Consider the following 15,208-nt stretch of genomic DNA (forward strand, 5'->3'; position numbering starts at 1 on the left):
GCATCGGAAGTATTTATTATTGTGATAATATCAAATTAATATTTATGAGAATGCAATTGAACTATCGCGCGCACAATAACTATTTTCCGTGACGATGAGGTCCATGGCTATATCGTGAGCTTGTGGGTAGATCGTTGGTAGACGCCCCAATTCGAAGCCGATACCGATGATCAAAGGCTTCACTTGGCAGTGCGCAATCGTCCGGTCATAGAAGCCACCGCCATACCCGAGCCGAAACCCCGATGAATCAAATCCCACCAGTGGGGCAATCAGTACGTCCGGGATAACCGTCTCACCTTCGGCAGGGATAGGAATGTTCCAAACGCCCCGACTCATTGGAATTCCAGGCCACCACTCCCGGAACTGCAAAGGCTGTGCCTTCTCCACGACAACCGGTAAGGCAAGGCGAATTCCGCGGTCACGAAGTGCCGTTAGAACAGGCCGCGCGTCAAACTCCCCTTTGAAGGGCCAGTAAAATCCAATGAGCTTTCCGGAAGTCGGTACCAGTGCCGCTTCAAGGCTATGATTGATTCGCGTGCTCCAGACTGCGCGATCCTGCGCTGATATGCGGACGCGGGCGTCGATGAGAGCTCCGCGCGTCTCTTTCCTCCACTGCTTGATCAATTGCCAATGTGGGGTAGCGCTTTGGACGGGTGGCACTCCCGATGCAAAGTTTGTCTCCCCGTTTAAACCGAGGAAGCTCTGGTCCAGCTCATGCATGAAACACGGAGGCGAGCTGTACTCGCTAAACGTACCCAACGACGTGGAAGTAGGCTCTAACGGCAGTTCTGCCGGCTTACTGGAATGTCCGCCCATGCAACTCCCCTTTTTGCTATCGGGTTAACGGTTCCGCAGCAGAGGCCTTAGCAAGCTGCTCTCGCAGCGCCTTCATCTCAGCAAAGCGCACCGAAACGTCGCGGAGGACGGAGACCATGCCAGTCATGGATCCATGTCCATCCTTGAGTGGAACAATGGTGAACTCTAGGGAGATTTGCCGGCCATCCTTGCAGATACCAGGAACGGACAGGAGCGCGCCCTCTCCGTAGCGGCTCTCGCCCGTTGCCATGGTTTTTCGGTAGCCATCCCGTAGCCATCCCAATGACGCTTGCGGAGCCGCTCGGGCGTGATGATGTCGAGCGATTGGCCAATAGCTTCGACCTCCGTGTAACCAAAGATCCGTTCAGCACCCGGGTTCCAGACCCTGATGATACCCTCACTATCGGACGCGATCACAGCATCAGCGGCGGCAGCAATGATAGCGTTGGCAACGGTTTGGGTGAAACCCATACGGCTTTCTCCTTGGGCGTGGACAAACTCAACATTCGCGCTCGCCCATTCAGGCCGCCTGACGCGGCTCCTCAGCTAGCTCATCCGCAGGCCCGAAGAACTCGAATCGGATACGCTCGGCCGGCACACCTTTTCTTTGAAGCCCGTTCACCAAGGCGCTGAGGAACGGCTTGGGGCCGCAGAGATAGTAAGTCGCCGTCTGGTGAGGGGTCTTGCTGACCAGCCATTCGGGGGTGATGACCCCCGCCTCGTCGTAGTGCTCTCCCAAACGATCGTTGCTGTCCGGCTGCATGTAGAAGGTGCTTAGTTGGATCTTCTCGTTTTCACCGGCCAAACCACGAGCATGGTCTCGCATCGCATGGACACGCCCATTCATCGCGCCGTGCACGTACCAAGTGCTACGCTCTGGCGCCGTTGCAACAATCGTCTCCAGCATGCTCATCATCGGCGTTAGGCCGACCCCGCCACTGACGAGAACGACCGGATCCGCGGTCTGTTGGTCGAGGAAGAAATCGCCTGCTGGTGGTGCAGCGTGTAGAACCGTGCCGACGACGGCGTTGTCATGCAGCCAGTTCGACACGACGCCGGCCGGCTCGTTCGGCCGAGTCTCGCGCTTCACCGTGATGCGGTAGGCGCGATCGTTCGGCGCGCAGGAAATGGAGTAGTTGCGCTTGAGCACTCCGTGATCGGACAGATTGAGCTTGAAGCCCAAGTATTGTCCGGGCTGATGATGCAGGATGGGAGCGCCATCGGCTGGCACGAGCACGAACGATCGAATGGTCTCGCTTTCAGACGAAACGCTCTCCACCACGAAGGGGCGCCAGCCGTTCCAGCCTCCAGGCTTGGTGGCGAGGTCACGGTAGATCGTAGCCTCACGACCGATCAGGATCTCAGCCAGGAACCAGTAAGCCTCGCCCCAAGCTGCACAGATCTCTGGTGTTGCTGCATCTCCGAGGATATCGGCGATGGCCGCAAGCAGCGCATCCGCCACGTAGGGATAGTGCTCTGGTAAGATCGTGAGAGCGACATGCTTTTGAGCAATGCGCTCCACGGCACCCGACAGCGCACCGAGATTGTCGATATTTCGCGCGTACGCCAGGACACTCTGTGCCAATGCCTTTGGCTGCGATCCGGTCTCGCCGTGATGCGACTGGTTGAAGAGGTCGCGCATCTCCACATTCTTGAACAGGCGCTCGTACATGCGCCGTGTGATCTCCAATCCATGCACCTCAAGTGCCGGAACGGTCGCTTTGACGAGGGTGATGGTGGCAGGCGTGAGCGGAGTTGGCATGCGCAGCTCTCAAAGGTTCATCCGACATAGACCTTATACCCTGCCTGGCCTGAAAGGTGCAAGCGGTTTATATCTTTGATCTCTCACTGGAGCCCCCATGCGCCTCACCCGCTACACGGACTACTCTCTGCGTACGTTGATCTATCTCGGGCTGCACGAACCGCAGCTAAGTTCGATCGCCGAGATTGCACGCGCCTACGGCATATCCGAGAGCCACTTGACCAAGGTTGTTCACCAGCTCGGCCGTGCAGGGCTTGTGCGAACGAGTCGTGGTCGTGGGGGCGGTCTGCGCCTCGGCAAATCGGCCGCGGAAATCACGGTTGGCTCTGTGGTTCGTCAGACCGAAGAGGATCTTGCACTGGTCGAGTGCTTTGCAGGTGGAGCTTGCGCGATCACCGCTCCCTGTCGCCTTAGGCGCGTATTAGGTGAGGCACTTGCGGCCTTCCTTGCCGTGCTGGATCACTACACGCTTGCCGACCTGATCGGTGACAATTCAGGTGCGGAGATTGCAGCGCTTCTTGGGCTGTCACCTCACCAGCCCGAACCCCAGATTAGTTCACAGTGAATAACGAGAGAGGCTTATTGCACTATTGCAGTAATTAAAATTTCAAATCGATTAAAGCATCGTCAAGGCAAAAGTTACAGCAGCTAGGTGATGTAAATTCCCGCATAAATTAGTAATAGGGTCGCGCTTATCATGGACGTTGCCCCCTTCCATTTCGCCAGTTTTGGAGCGCGTCTCACAGCATCGTTGATAAGCCATCCCAGGAGTGTGACGAGTGTTGCCGCGGTAAGTCCGCCTTCCTCGTAGATTATGGTATTTGCGAACAGATAAGCGCTGACGCCGAGTGTGATTCGAGCATCCTTAGTGACAACACTTCCCCACTCGCCCCTAAACAAATCTAAGAAGCTAAAAAATCCTAAAATCGCACACGCCGTCAACAGCACGAGCATCATAGCGGCTCGGAAGTCGATGGATAACGGAGGGACCATTCCTGATGAGGAAGACCTCTCACCAACGCTGATATGTTGAAAAGGCTAGGGCAAACCTGACTGAGAGAAGCAGCCGCGCTTTCTGCCACCGCTAGGGCTGACGCGGCCTGCCTTGGTATTAGGCATACTGCATACCAATGTTGCATTCCGAGCGCTTCGTCGCTAGAAGGTTCACACCACGTCTACCTTAGAGGTCTCTGGGTGCCAAGATCCTCGGTTCGACCCGCCTCTGCCTCTGGCACTCCGCCGCTTGAGCACCAATCCTCCGCTCGCTCCAACGGACTTTGGGCACGTGCGGCTGACGTATCCTTTCCGTTCGGTGGATCTCAATCCTTCTCGAGACCGAGTGAGCTCTCGCATGCCTGATCCCGCCACCTCTCCTCCACAGGTAGGCCGTATCTTCGGTCTTCGCATTTTTCGGCCGATCCTTGCGGGCGCCACGCTTCGCGAGCGTCTCATCGCTTGCGTAGGAGCTTTGATAGGCATCGCGCTCACCGGCTTGATCTGCGGCCTGTTCTTCGGGGAGGGACCGCACATCCCGCTGATCGTGGCACCGATGGGTGCCTCAGCGGTTCTGGTTTTTGCCGTGCCCGCCAGTCCGCTCGCCCAACCCTGGCCGGTCATCGGTGGCAATACCATCTCAGCGCTCATGGGTGTGCTCGCCGCCCACCTCATCGCAGATCCGGTCATCGCGATCGGCGTGGGGGTCTCGCTAGCTATCGCGGCGATGTCGGTGACGCGGTCACTTCACCCGCCCGGCGGCGCCGCTGCCTTAACGGCTCTCATCGGCGGTCCGGCGGTCACTTCGGCCGGCTTCACGTTTCCCTTGTTCCCTGTCTGCATCAACTCGTTGATCCTGGTCGCCCTCGGCGTACTGTTTCACAAGATTTCTCGCCGCAATTATCCGCACGTTGCCGTCCCGATTCCAGTAAACACGCACGGGACGGCCGATCTGCCTGCATCGATCCGCGTCGGGTTTACGCCGGACGACGTGGATGCCGCTTTGGCCGAGCTCAACGAAGCATTGGATATTGACCGCTCTGATCTCGACAGGCTCTTGCGCCAAGTCGAACATCACGCCCTCGTTCGAACGCAAGGTGATCTGACCTGCCGCGATGTAATGTCACGTGATGTAATCACGATCAGCCTAGATGAAACCATCGATCACGCGCGCGAGCTTCTGCTCACGCACAACATCAGAACGCTCCCGGTTGTCGACGCCGGGGGACAGCTGAAAGGAACGCTGGGACTGCGTGAACTGGCTCGCCAGGATACGGGCAGCATTGTGGAAGCCATGTCAGCAGCAAGAACGGCGGATCCTGCCGCTCCCGCTGTAAGCCTCGTTCCGACCCTCAGCGATGGACGCACCCACGCGATCGTCTTGACCTCGGCGGATCGTAAAGTTCTCGGCATCATCACGCAGACAGATCTTCTCGCGACACTCGCTCGTTCTGCGTCCACGAAGTCACTCGTACCTTTATCCTGACGGGTCGTTCAAACGGACCCGGTATCGAGCTTTCCAAGCGCTCGAACCAAAGCAGGCTCCATCGTACGAAGTTCCTCGAGATGCGCCGCCGTCAGCTCGGCCAGAATCGACTCCGCGCGTGGAGTGACTGCGAGTTCCATGCGACGCGCGTCGTGAGCACTTCGTGTCTTGGTCAGCAAGGACGCCTCGACCATCCGAGATACCAGCTCGGCCGCGGTGTGGGGCGCGATCAGTAATCGATCCGCAAGGACGCCGACACTCGGCGCTTCTGAACCCACGTGCCCCGCGATGGCGAGCATGGCTTGGTGCTGCTGATGCGGAAGCCCTGCCTGCTGCGCGGCCGCCTCGCTGAACGCGAGGAAGCGCCGCAGCTGATACCGAAAGGCGGCGATAGCCGCGTACTGCTCGCTCGACAATCCCTTCGAGAACGACGCCTTCTGCTCCATGTTGGTCCCCTCTGCCGAAGGCGTCTGGACTATATCGTCATACGATATATATCTACGCCTACGTCGGATAGGATAGACATGCAGCAGGACACGCCGAGCGCAATCGACGAGATACGCCTCGAAGAGAGACGGGGTGCGGAGCGACGGCTCGGAGGACTTGCGCTTCGCGCGAAGCGGCCCCTCGGCGATTTCACCACCGACCGGCGCGTCCTGATCCTGGTGGCGATGTCGCTCGTCGTCGGCACCGGCGGAGCGCTGGCGGCCTGGCTGCTCGTCCAGCTGATCACGCTCGTGACGAACCTGGCCTGGTTCGGCCGCCTCGACACGATGCCGGTCTCCATGGCCGCCGCGGCGCGGACCCCCTGGATGGTGCTCGTGCCCGTCCTGGGCGGGCTCGTGATCGGGGCGATGGCGCGCTTCGGCTCGGAGAAGATCCGCGGGCACGGCATCCCGGAAGCCATCGAGGCGATCCTCATCGGCGGGAGCCGCATGTCGGCGAAGGTCGCCGTGCTCAAGCCGATCTCCTCCGCGATCTCGATCGGCAGCGGCGGGCCGTTCGGTGCGGAAGGGCCGATCATCATGACGGGCGGTGCCATCGGCTCCCTGTTCGCACAGTTCTTCCACCTGAGCGCGGCGGAGCGCAAGACGCTCCTCGTGGCCGGCGCCGCGGCCGGGATGACCGCGATCTTCGGGACACCGATCGCGGCCGTGCTCCTGGCCGTCGAGCTGCTGCTGTTCGAGTGGCGCCCGCGCAGCTTCATCCCGGTGGCCGCCGCCGCCATCACGGCCACCTGCTGGCGCCCGCTGCTCTTCGGAGCCGGGCCGCTGTTCCCGTTCTCGGCCGATCCGGCCCTGCCCTGGTGGGGCCTGATCGCCTGCGCGGGACTGGGCATTCTCGCCGGACTGCAGTCGGGCCTCCTGACGAAACTCCTCTACGTCCTGGAGGACGCCTTCGAGCGCCTGCCCATCCATTGGATGTGGTGGCCGGCGATCGGCGGGCTCTTCGTCGGGCTGGGCGGCTTGATCGAACCCCGTGCGCTCGGCGTCGGCTACGACGTGATCGGCGATCTCCTGACCGGCGATCTCGCCGCCCGGGCCGTCCTAACGATCCTGGCCGTCAAGGCCGCGATCTGGCTGGTGGCCCTCTCGTCCGGCACGTCCGGAGGCGTGCTGGCACCCCTGCTCATCCTCGGCGGTGCCCTCGGCTGGGTCGTCGGTCTCGCCCTGCCCGGTACACCCGGCTTTTGGGCATTGCTGGGCATGGCCGCCATGCTGGGCGGCACCATGCGCGCGCCCCTGACCGGGGCGCTCTTCGCGGTGGAACTCACCGGCGACGTTCACATCCTGGCCCCGTTGCTGGCCGCCACCGTCGCGGCCTACGCGGTGACCGTGCTGCTGCTGAAGCGCTCGATCCTGACGGAGAAGATCGCCCGGCGCGGGCAGCACGTGACGCGCGAGTACGGGCTCGATCCCTACGAGCTGACGCGCGTGGGCGCGGTCATGACCCGCACGGTCGATGTGTTCGATGCGGAGCGGTCGATCGCCGACACCATGCGGGCGATCGAGACCGGGCCGCATCACGCCTACCCGGTCGTCGACGGGCAGGGACGCCCGGTGGGCCTGGTCACCCGCGGCGATGCCCTGCGCTGGACGGCGGAGGGCGGGCATGCCGGGCAGCGCCTCGGGTAGCGGGTCTCCGATGCCGCCCTGGCCGTCGTTCATCCGGAGGATGTCGTCGCCCGCGCCCTCGACATCATGATGGCTGCCGCGCAGGGCCGGGTTCCGGTAACGGATGCGGCGAGCGGCGCCCTGGTGGGCCTGCTCACCCGCAAGGATCTTCTGCAGGTCCGTGCCACGGTCGTTCAGTCCGAGCGGGAGCGCCGGGCCTTCCTCGGCCATCGCACTCTTCGGCACGCGAAGACCCGATACGCGCGAAAGCGTGCGCAAGCCGCAGCGCGGCCTGATAACTAAGTGCTCGCCACCACTTTATTTGCAGTTCTCGTTACGGGCTCGATACCTGGTCCAGTCTGCAGGCATGCGGTGAGATAGAAGTTAGTCTAGCTTTGTTTGGAGATCCCGATGTTATGGGTCACACGCCTTTTCGATGATGCTGATTGGACCGACATCCGCGCAACATTCGAGGACCAGTTCGAGGCGTTTGGCCGTCCACGGGACATGATGCTCGTGGCTGCCTGCTTAGGCGATGGAAGGCACCGCCTCTGCATTGGCGTACCAGAACCCGAGCTCTTGGCTACCTACTATGGCTTTGACCCGGTACTTCGCGCCCGCCTGCCGCCAGCACCAACCTTTCTGGTTGGGCACCAGGAAGTCTTTCAAGCCATGTTCCAATGTGGTGGCTGACATGATCGCGCGCATCGTGCACAGTAAAGGACTTCGTACGAATACAAGCTGGACAGCCCACCAACGCGCTGCTCTATCGGCGGATCACCACATCGGCACATGGGACTGACTGGCGAAAACGATCGCCTAAAAATTTTTCCGCCGTCGGCGCAGTCGTACCTACACGCCCCATTTAGCGAACGCGCTGACATTTAATCCAGCGTTGAGACCTAATCAGCCATGCTTGCGGACGCATAGGTGAGACACGTTTACTGTGTTCTAAATTTAGCGAGGTAAAACTTGGAGTGCATCCGCTATGCAGGCTCCTCACGCCTACAACGTTTTCCGGCGTAAGCAGCAATCAGCGCTGCGATGCGCTGTGCCTCAGGATCAGCCTGTGCCGACCTTCCTTCATGGCGGGGATTGGGAATTCGGAGGCACGATCAAGGGTCATGAGCCAACACCTGCCGGCTTCCGGCCAGAGGCTGCAAGCGACGCGGTGCGACTGAACGGCTTCTATCTATATCACGCGCTGCGAGCACAATGACCGCAACACCAACATTTCTTCATAGCCACCTAGACTGCGGATGGGTCCGTGTCGTGGAGAACGCGCTCGTTCAGCGGTAGCACCATACGAAAGCTCATACCGCTCGATGCGAAAGTGAAGCTCACCTGTGCCTTCAGATTGTGGGACAACATCTCCTGTAGGACCACTGTGCCAAAGCCACGACGAGATGGGGCTTGATCGTGCAGGACAACGCCACTCTCAACCCAATCGAACACAAGTTGGAGGCCTCCGAACTGCTCCTCAATCTGCCATGTCACCGCTAAGCGGCCTGACGGACTTGCCAAAGCTCCAAACTTGAGTGCGTTCGTTGCCAACTCATGCAGCGCCAACGCCAGTGGTTCAGCCGCTCGCAGATGCAGCCGTACTTCTGGACCTTCAACGCGCGCGCGCCCGTCCTGATAGGCGTGAACACTTGTGAGTTCGTCGGTTACGAGGTGGCCGAAATCAACCCCGGCCGTGGCGTTCTGAATGATGACGTTCTGCACCCGCGCTAGGGCAGCTAAGCGCCCGTCAAGATGCGCGGCATAGTCCTCCAAGTTCTCGCTGAGTTCGGCCGATCGCCGGGCAATGAGCCGTGTTGTTGCCAGGGTGCCACGCACCCGGTGCTGCAATTCAGCCAGCAAAGCCGCTTGCGCCTGAACGCTCAAGTCAGATCCCATCGTCATCGAAGCTCCAGGGTACTCTTGGGCCAAACCCATTTTAGGAGAGCTCAGGTTCGCCGGCGTCGAAGTCACGGCCTTCATAGTTAAGGTGCAGGTAGTTCGGGCTGAACAGCGAGGCGGCCTGCAGTGCGGCGAAGTCCGGGATCTGCAAATATCTACCTTTCAGCATGATCAGCCCAGTCCTGCGCAGTTCCTGCACCGTACGATTGGTATGTACGTTTGAGAGCCCGAGAACCTCGCCGAGCTCCCCTTGTGTCAGAGGCAAAGCATAGGAGTTCCCTTGCGTTAAGCCGATACCGCGCAGGCGCACAAACAGCTCGCACAGCAGATGGCCAAGTCGCTCGGTTGCGGTACGTTGGCCCAAGCTTACCGTCAATTCACGCTGGATCGCTGCGGTAACCAACGCGTTCCAGCACAAAGCCTTCCTAATGCGCGGATGTTCCTCCATGATTTGACCGAGCATAGGACGTGTAATTTCGGCTACGTTCACGGGCGAAAGCGCTGCGACGGAGTGGTCCATCTCACGCAAGGAATAAACGTGCTCATCGCACAAGTCGCCCGGCACAAAGAGCGAAATAACCTGGCGTCGGCCGTCATCGAGCTGCTTATAGCGGCAGGCCCAACCTTCCAAAATAAGGTTGATATGTAAAGGCGCGTCGCCCTCGCTGATGATGTCGGTTCGTGCTCCGAACCTGCGTTGCGCGCTGGCCGCGTTCTTCAGTGCCTGCTTGTCGCTAGCGGAGAGCTTGGTGAACTGCTCAAGCTTGCGGATCAGATGATGAGGCATGTGACCCTTTGCGAAGCGCGGACAGGGAGGATATCGACCAAAAACTTTAGGGTTTCTACCGGTGAGACATCCTGAAGCTGCTCTCGTTAGGCCAGAAGACTCTAGTAGTCTGAGTTAGAAGTTCTGTTGCAGATTTTGAGCTTGCACCTACGTGTGGGGGATGTCCGCACGGAGGTGACCGATGGCCCGTGGTCCAAAACCTGCTCCTCTCCATTTGACTGAGGACGAGCGCACGCGCCTAGCGGGGCTCATCCGCCGTCGCAATGTCGGCCAAGCCTTGGCTCAGCGCGCGCGGATCGTGCTGGCCTGCGCCGAGCCGGGATCGACCAACAGTGGCGTTGCCCGTGATCTCGGCGTCAGCCGGATGAGCGTCACGACGTGGCGCGCCCGTTTCCTCGCTCATCGCCTCGACGGCCTCGTCGACCTGCCCCGCTCCGGTGCGCCACGTGCCGTCACGGACACGGCCATCGAAGGGATGGTCACCCTCACGCTGGAGAGCCAGCCAGAGAACGCCACCCACTGGTCGACCCGCGCCATGGCCCGGCGGGTCGGCATGAGCCAGAGCATGGTCTCGCGAGTCTGGCGTGCCTTCGGGCTGCAGCCGCACAAGACCGACACCTTCAAGCTCTCGACCGATCCCGCCTTCGTCGACAAGGTCCGGGACGTGGTCGGCCTCTACATGGCTCCGCCGCATCGTGCCGTGGTGCTGTGCGTCGACGAGAAGCCGCAGATCCAAGCGCTGACGGGCACGGCCCCCGTGCTGCCGATGCGGCCCGGCCAGCCGGAGCGCCGAACTCACGATTATCGTCGCCAGGGTACGACCGACCTGTTCGCCGCCCTCGACGTCCAGGCCGGGACGGTGATCGGCCACTGCACAGGCCGGCACCGTTCGGTCGAGTTCCGCGACTTCCTCGATCAGATCGAGGCGGCCGTCCCAAGCGATCTCGACGTGCACCTCGTGCTCGACAACGCGGCCACCCACAAAACCAAGCTGATCCACGACTGGCTCGTGAAGCGTCCGCGTTGGCACCTTCATTTCACGCCGACGTCCGCATCATGGCTCAATCTCGTCGAGGGTTGGTTTGCCCTGCTCACCCGTCGACGTCTGCAGCGTGGTGCCTTCCAACAGACCAGCGATCTCGAAGCTGCGATCCACGCCTACATCGCTCAGACCAACGCCGATCCAAAGCCCTTCGTCTGGACCAAACCCGCTGATGCGATCCTCGCAAGCGTCGGACGCTTCTGTCAGAGAACTTCTAACTCAGACCACTAGCGCGGTCCAGACCTGTTCTCCCTGTCAGCTAAAGAGCGCGCCGATGATCTGCGCGGCGTCGACTGGTTTTTCGAAATGACGCACACCTGCATAGCAGGCCGGAAGCGCGGACTTCTCGTATCCGGTGGTGAACACGAATGGCATACCACGGATCTGCAGAGCGTCAGCCACGGGATAGCTCAGCCCATCGTGTAGGTTAATGTCGAGCACCACTGCCTCGAGATCGGTTGTGGCCGCAATCAACTCCAGGGCCTCTTCAATGCTCGGCACAGGCCCCAGCACCTCAGCTCCGACTTCCTCGAACGAGCGCTGCATGTCCTGCGCGATGAAGTAGTCGTCCTCGACGATCAGCACACGACGACCAGCCAATGGATTTGCTGCAGAGGTCATCGGCGCCGCGCCTTTGCACCCTCGGTGAGTGGGAGGTCGATGGAGCAACGCAGCTCCGTCTCTCCCAGCACGTAGCTGGTTCGAGCTTTGAGAGCATAGGGTAGCGCTTTCTCGATCAGCTCACGCCCATAACCATTCCGGATCGCGCTGCCCTCCTGGAGCCCGCTTATGCCCTCCTCCAACCACAGCAAGGACAGCCAAGGCTCTCCGCAATCTCCCCTATAAGTGTCCCAGCCTACCCAGAGCTCCCCCTGTGCGCTGGCCAAAGCCCCGTATTTGCGGGCATTGGTGGCCAACTCGTGCAGAGCCAATGCAAGCGTCTGCACACTAGCCTTGCGAAGTTTCACGGACGGACCTTCAAGCGTTACACGTCCGTGCATGCCGGCTCCGAGGGCGTCGAGTTCTGTCTGGATCAGCACCTGCAGGGTGATTGGCTCTTGATCCGAACGGGAGAGGAGACCCTGAACACGGGAGAGCGCGGCGAGCCGATCGTAGAACGGCTCACGAAACTGCTCGGTTGGGCCTGTCTGGGCCATCGTTTGCTGCGCAATTGCACGCACGACCGTGATGAGGTTGCGGGTGCGGTGCTGCAGCTCGTCGACCATTACGGCTTGCCGTTGCTGCGACTCATGCAGCTCCTGAATGTCGGTGACAGCTCCATAACACTGCGTGATCTGCCCTGCCGCATTACGAATGGGCTCAGCGCGGTCCAGGAACCAGCGGTATGCGCCATCGTTGCCGCGGATGCGGTACTCACAACTATACGGCTGCCCCTGTTTCATCGCTGATCGGAAGGCCGTGAGCGGCCGCTCGCGTTCGTCAGGGTGAATCACTTCCTGCCAACCATAGCCAAGGGCATCGGCTTCAGCTTGACCGGTGTAGGCATACCAGCGCTCGCTAAACCAACTAGCACGCCCTGAGGCGTCACCGCTCCAGAGGAAGCCGGGCACGAGGTTAGCCACAGCCCGAAATCGCTCCTCATTAAGCTGCAGCGCCGTTCCTGTTCGCTCAGCCCTCACACGCCGGAGCTCCATCTGAGCCATGGCTTGGCGCGCAAGCACCCCGAGGCTGTTAGCCTGCGCATCGGTGAGGCCGTCGGGCCGGGGATGGGTGTCGATCACACAGAGTGTGCCAAGTGCCACGCCTTCTGGCGTCTCAAGTGGCGCTCCAGCGTAGAAGCGTATGTGGGGCTCGCCCGCTACAAGGGGATTGTCGCGGGTTCTCGGATCGAGAGCCAGATCTGGGATGATGAGGAGTCCAGTCTGCATGAGAGCATGGCGGCAGACAGACTGCTCCAGAGGCGTCTGCGGACAGCCGAAACCGTGGCTTGCCTTGAACCACTGTCGGTCAGCCGCAACGAGGCTGATCAACGCAACAGGGGTCTCGCAGATCTGTGAGGCGAGGTGCGCAAGGTCGTCGAAGGCTGGCTCAGGGTCAGTGTCGAGGATGGCATAACGATCAAGTGCGATCAGGCGCCCGACTTCACCTTGGTCTGGTACACTCTGCCTTAACATGGGCGTTCTTCCAGAGCAGCTGCTTAGATCATACGCCAACCTGCACGGCCTTCATATAGGCCTTGAGACAAAGCTACGACGCGGCTCCATGTCCCCGCTGGGTACCGACCGACACCCGATTCCGAACGGGACCGGCAGCTTCGCAAGCCCGGAGTCCCAATGGCGCTTGCTCAAGCACGTCACATCAAAAACGACAGCACTTACCGAAAAAAGACATTGTGAATTACAAAGCGAAACAAGTTACCGAAATGACACCTGCTGGACAAGCGTTATATGACGTATTTAAGCTTTTCTAGAGCCTCCCCGCCTGGCACGCTCGTCTCGATTAGCTCGAATAACCGTCGCACCGCCTCGAACGGACAAAAAGCATTACCGCCGCGGCTAATCATAGGCAGCAAGATCAGTCCTCTACAGCTGTTTCAGGCCTATCGCTGCCGCGAGCAGTCTCATCGTGCCACCGATACTTCTCATCTTCGTAGCTGATCACCGTGTCTTTGTCGGGCGCGCGCTGCTCAGCAGCTGCACGTTCAGCGGCAACATGAGCATCACTACGGGTTGGGAACGTCTCGGAGAACACATCCGCAACCTTATAAGCCCAGCCTCCATCGTGCTCGACGACCTGGTACGTGACACGTGTCATAGCAGACCCTCGCTTCAGTATGAGGTTGAGCAGCACTTTGCTCTTCCAGTCCCGAGAGACGCAATCCCGTGCCCCGGAGTGATCACAGCATGGTCCGAACCATCTGCGCAAAGTGGCACTGATCAGCACTGCCAAGTGGTCCTCACGCCCCCATGCATCCACGCCCATGTTCGTCACCCGCTACAGATCAAAAAAAGCGAGGCAGAATACAAAATCCAGGCGCCAAAACACGGTTGCGCGCAATCAGCAATCGCATACTACAATCTAGCACGAGCGTATGAATAACATCTGATAATAACAGCATCACCACACAGGTTCTGCATAGTTCCGCTTGTCAATCAGTCTTTGATGTGAAAGGAAAGCCTTAGCCGGATGCGACAGCGAAGTCGCGGATGGAGGCACCCAATGTTCTTCGACGAGTACGAGTTCTCGCCGCCTGATCCCGGCTGGAACTATGAGCCTACGCGTGCCGACCTGCTGCAGAAGATTGCAGCTCCTGTCTACACCACCGATGCCGATGGTTGGCTAACTTACTACAACGATGCAGCCGCCGAGCTGTGGGGTCGCCGTCCGGTCCTTGGTGAAGAGCGCTGGTGCGGCGCCTGGCGCATCTATGACACTGACGGCACAGCACTGCGTCGTGAGAACTGGCCGCTAGCGGTCGCTTTCCGGCAGGGTCGTGCAGTGCGAGGTCTGCAAGTGCTGCTCGAACAACCCGGTGGCACGCGCGTACCGGTCATGCCGCATCCGACGCCGTTGCGTGACCGTTTCGGGAAGGTGGTGGCGGGCTCAAACGTCCTTGTAAGGATCACGCACCTGTCACACCGACGCCTTGCAGGAGCTCCTCCGCATAACAGAGAGCTACCAGAGACTTTTAAGCTGACGAGGGCCTCCACGCATGGCAGCGATCAGGCGCGAAACCACGCTGTACGAGACACGGTCTGAGGTGCAGCGGATGGATAGGAGCCACTCAGCTGTGGCGCAGGAGTTTGTAGAGATTCTGACACAACGTGCGCAGCGCAGTGGGATCTGCCCAGCGCGAAAGTTGCGCGTACACCATAAGCACTTCGATCAGATGGCCACGTTGCTTCCGGACCTGCACCTCCAGGCTGTTCTGGCTGAACTTGACCACCAGTCGGCAATACTGGAGCTGGATCTCGGATCAGAGCTCCAGCATCCGGTGAGCGCTTGATCTAGCTCGATGAGCGGGTAGGGCAGGGGCACCTGAGCAGCAGGTAGCACAGAGCTAGCGCAGCGCATCAGAGACGCGTGCGCGATCAATGACTTAGCCACGCTCGCGCGCAGATCATAATCCTTGTGTCGGCGGTTCAAATCCGTCCCTCGCTACCAACAATTCCAAGCACTTAGCTTGAAAGCCCTGGCCAGGACGCCGGGGCTTTTTCGTTGCCGGGGCGGAACTGGGGCGGCACCCTGGGGGTCCGACCACCGTGTCCCGGTCCAGGCAGCCGCCCCGGTGCGGCTCGCGGCCGCTCCCCGGTTTGTCCACAGGCCAGACTGCTACTGGTCACGT

Annotated in this window: 14 protein-coding genes, 1 tRNA gene and 2 pseudogenes; 6 read left to right on the forward strand and 11 right to left on the reverse strand. The window is 60.3% G+C overall.

What is annotated here, in order from left to right:
* Positions 1–42: 42 nt before the first annotated feature.
* The 3 genes and pseudogenes from AC0IY1_RS15360 to hmpA form a co-directional block, all read right to left on the reverse strand.
* Positions 43–720, reverse strand: coding sequence for a 5-formyltetrahydrofolate cyclo-ligase (locus tag AC0IY1_RS15360; protein WP_082559330.1), 678 nt, complete (start codon positions 718–720; stop codon positions 43–45).
* Between the two features lie 112 nt (positions 721–832).
* Positions 833–1,287 (reverse strand): annotated as a pseudogene (locus AC0IY1_RS15365) (PAS domain-containing protein).
* 49 nt (positions 1,288–1,336) lie between these two features.
* Positions 1,337–2,578 carry an NO-inducible flavohemoprotein gene (hmpA, locus tag AC0IY1_RS15370; RefSeq protein WP_471770616.1) on the reverse strand — a complete coding sequence of 414 codons (1,242 nt, stop codon included), beginning with the start codon at positions 2,576–2,578 and terminating at the stop codon, positions 1,337–1,339.
* Positions 2,579–2,675: 97 nt separating this feature from the next.
* Between hmpA and AC0IY1_RS15375 the strand changes: the two genes are divergently transcribed.
* Positions 2,676–3,143, forward strand: a complete 468-nt coding sequence (locus tag AC0IY1_RS15375) for an Rrf2 family transcriptional regulator (protein WP_082504494.1) — start codon at positions 2,676–2,678, stop codon at positions 3,141–3,143.
* A gap of 83 nt (positions 3,144–3,226) precedes the next feature.
* Here AC0IY1_RS15375 and AC0IY1_RS15380 read toward each other — a convergent pair whose 3' ends face one another.
* Positions 3,227–3,535: a hypothetical protein gene (locus AC0IY1_RS15380; protein ID WP_471770618.1), complete on the reverse strand. Its 309-nt coding sequence runs from the start codon at positions 3,533–3,535 to the stop codon at positions 3,227–3,229.
* 394 nt (positions 3,536–3,929) lie between these two features.
* Between AC0IY1_RS15380 and AC0IY1_RS15385 the strand changes: the two genes are divergently transcribed.
* Complete coding sequence (locus AC0IY1_RS15385; RefSeq protein ID WP_056495083.1) at positions 3,930–5,057, forward strand: HPP family protein; 1,128 nt, start codon at positions 3,930–3,932, stop codon at positions 5,055–5,057.
* Between the two features lie 8 nt (positions 5,058–5,065).
* Here AC0IY1_RS15385 and AC0IY1_RS15390 read toward each other — a convergent pair whose 3' ends face one another.
* Entirely contained in the window at positions 5,066–5,503 is a 438-nt protein-coding gene (locus AC0IY1_RS15390) for a MarR family winged helix-turn-helix transcriptional regulator (RefSeq protein WP_471770621.1), read from the reverse strand.
* A gap of 225 nt (positions 5,504–5,728) precedes the next feature.
* On the opposite strand from AC0IY1_RS15390, the pseudogene AC0IY1_RS15395 reads away from it, so the two are divergent.
* A pseudogene (locus tag AC0IY1_RS15395) lies at positions 5,729–7,474 on the forward strand (chloride channel protein).
* 225 nt (positions 7,475–7,699) lie between these two features.
* On the opposite strand, the gene AC0IY1_RS15400 reads toward AC0IY1_RS15395, so the two are convergent.
* From AC0IY1_RS15400 to AC0IY1_RS15410, 3 genes are all read right to left on the reverse strand, one after another.
* The gene (locus AC0IY1_RS15400; RefSeq protein WP_156394212.1) at positions 7,700–7,867 is read right to left on the reverse strand and encodes a hypothetical protein; all 168 of its coding nucleotides are present in this window, start codon (positions 7,865–7,867) and stop codon (positions 7,700–7,702) included.
* Between the two features lie 552 nt (positions 7,868–8,419).
* Positions 8,420–9,076, reverse strand: coding sequence for a sensor histidine kinase (locus AC0IY1_RS15405; protein ID WP_162242128.1), 657 nt, complete (start codon positions 9,074–9,076; stop codon positions 8,420–8,422).
* Positions 9,077–9,110: 34 nt separating this feature from the next.
* Positions 9,111–9,860, reverse strand: a complete 750-nt coding sequence (locus tag AC0IY1_RS15410; RefSeq protein ID WP_056218041.1) for a Crp/Fnr family transcriptional regulator — start codon at positions 9,858–9,860, stop codon at positions 9,111–9,113.
* Positions 9,861–10,041: 181 nt separating this feature from the next.
* On the opposite strand from AC0IY1_RS15410, the gene AC0IY1_RS15415 reads away from it, so the two are divergent.
* Entirely contained in the window at positions 10,042–11,133 is a 1,092-nt protein-coding gene (locus AC0IY1_RS15415; RefSeq protein ID WP_471770623.1) for an IS630 family transposase, read from the forward strand.
* Between the two features lie 24 nt (positions 11,134–11,157).
* Here AC0IY1_RS15415 and AC0IY1_RS15420 read toward each other — a convergent pair whose 3' ends face one another.
* From AC0IY1_RS15420 to AC0IY1_RS15430, 3 genes are all read right to left on the reverse strand, one after another.
* Positions 11,158–11,523 carry a response regulator gene (locus tag AC0IY1_RS15420; protein WP_471770625.1) on the reverse strand — a complete coding sequence of 122 codons (366 nt, stop codon included), beginning with the start codon at positions 11,521–11,523 and terminating at the stop codon, positions 11,158–11,160.
* Positions 11,520–13,037 carry a sensor histidine kinase gene (locus tag AC0IY1_RS15425; protein ID WP_056218038.1) on the reverse strand — a complete coding sequence of 506 codons (1,518 nt, stop codon included), beginning with the start codon at positions 13,035–13,037 and terminating at the stop codon, positions 11,520–11,522. Before AC0IY1_RS15425 ends, AC0IY1_RS15420 begins: the two co-directional genes overlap by 4 nt.
* A gap of 400 nt (positions 13,038–13,437) precedes the next feature.
* Positions 13,438–13,677, reverse strand: coding sequence for a DUF2188 domain-containing protein (locus tag AC0IY1_RS15430; RefSeq protein ID WP_082504639.1), 240 nt, complete (start codon positions 13,675–13,677; stop codon positions 13,438–13,440).
* A gap of 405 nt (positions 13,678–14,082) precedes the next feature.
* On the opposite strand from AC0IY1_RS15430, the gene AC0IY1_RS15435 reads away from it, so the two are divergent.
* Complete coding sequence (locus AC0IY1_RS15435) at positions 14,083–14,622, forward strand: hypothetical protein (RefSeq protein WP_244479683.1); 540 nt, start codon at positions 14,083–14,085, stop codon at positions 14,620–14,622.
* A gap of 285 nt (positions 14,623–14,907) precedes the next feature.
* A tRNA-OTHER gene (locus AC0IY1_RS15440) sits at positions 14,908–15,027 on the forward strand.
* Positions 15,028–15,208 lie beyond the last annotated feature (181 nt).

It is taken from the genome of Methylobacterium sp. AC690 (assembly GCF_979256535.1).